This window comes from Actinoallomurus acaciae (assembly GCF_042429965.1).
Classification (GTDB): Bacteria; Actinomycetota; Actinomycetes; order Streptosporangiales; family Streptosporangiaceae; genus Actinoallomurus; species Actinoallomurus acaciae.
Window position 1 is genome coordinate 1 of the sequence record NZ_JBHLZP010001027.1, and the last position, 1,534, is coordinate 1,534.

Genomic DNA, 1,534 nt, shown 5'->3' on the forward strand with positions numbered 1-1,534 from the left:
GCGCGAGCGGCTCGCGGGCCGGGTCGGCTTCCACTCGTGGCTGCAGTGGCTCCTGGACGAGCAGCTCACCTCGGTCCAGTCGGCCGCCCGCGCCGCGGGAATGCCGATCGGCGTCATCCACGACCTGGCGGTCGGCGTCGACCCCGGCGGCGCGGACACGTGGGCGCACCAGGACCTGTTCGCCCAGGGCATCACCGTCGGCGCGCCGCCGGACGCGTTCAACCAGCGCGGCCAGGACTGGGGACAGCCGCCGTGGCACCCGCAGCGGCTCGCCGCCTCCGGCTACGCGCCGTACCGCGCCATGCTCCGCCACGTCCTGCGGCACGCGGGCGGCCTCCGCCTCGACCACGCGATGCAGGTGTTCCGGCTGTGGTGGGTGCCCGAGGGCGCACCGGCCTCCGAGGGCACCTACGTCGCGTACCCGCGCGACGAGATGCTTGGGGCGCTGCTGTACGAGGCGTACCGGGCGGACGCGGTCGTCGTCGGCGAGGACCTCGGCACGGTCGAGGACTACATGCGCGAGGTGTTCGCCGAACGCGGGGTGTTCGGCACGTCGATGGCCTGGTTCGAACGCGACCCGGGCGGCGGACCGCTACCGCCCGGCAAGTGGCGCGAGCTGTGCCTGGCGACCGTCGGCACCCACGACATGCCGCCCATCGAGGGCTATCTGAACGGCGACCACGTCGCGCTGCGCGAGCGCCTCGGCCTGCTGACGCGGCCGGCCTCGGAGGAGTACGAGGAGTTGGAGGAGGGCCTGCGGGAGTGGCGCGAACTGCTGACCTCCCTCGGCCTGGACCCGGCCGACATGACGACGGCCCTGCACGCCTTCCTGGCCCGCACACCGTCCCGGCTCGTCGGCGTCTCCCTGGCGGACGCGGTCGGCGAGCGCCACACCCAGAACCAGCCGGGCACGACGGACGAGTACCCGAACTGGCGAGTGCCGCTGACCGACGCGAAGGGCCGCCCGGTCCTCCTGGAGGACCTTCCCGGCGACGACCGCGTCCGCGCCGCCACGGAGCCGGTACGGCGCCTGGGAGAGTGAGGCCCGCGCAGGGGGGCTGGAGCCGTCGGGTGCCGTCGGCCGGGGCCGTGCCCGGGCTCCCGGACGGCTTCCCTCGGGCGACCACGCCCGGGCGTAGCGCCAGGTGCCCCGTGCCTCACGCGGACGTCCTGTCGGCTGTGAGTACCGGTACTGGTCGTTTTCTGGACGACTTGCGATGACCACGTCCGTGCCGTCGCGGAGTTCGACGATGACCTGGCCGAGGAGCTGGCCAGGGCACCGCGCGCCCGCAGGCGGCCGGGGCTGACCACCGTCCTCGGCGCGGGCGTGCTGATCGCCGCCGGGTTCGTCGGGTTCGTCGTCGGCGCCCAGGCCGGACGTCCTGCCGGTCGCCGACCGGCGGATGAGCACCCGGGCTGGTTCTTTCTGGGCGGTTCGTGTTCGCGCTGCGGTGGAGTCGGTGTGTTGTTGGGAGTGTGGTGGCGGGCGGTCTGACGTGGATGGTGGTCGGTTGTCGGTCGGGCGGATGTGTGC

1 protein-coding gene is annotated in these 1,534 nt (G+C 73.9%); it reads left to right on the top strand.

Annotation, left to right across the window (positions count from 1 at the left end; all coding sequences use genetic code 11):
• Nucleotides 1-1,042 (top strand): 4-alpha-glucanotransferase (gene malQ, locus ACFFNX_RS50090; RefSeq protein ID WP_378213553.1); only part of this gene is annotated, 1,042 nt, incomplete at its 5' end.
• Nucleotides 1,043-1,534: the final 492 nt, after the last annotated feature.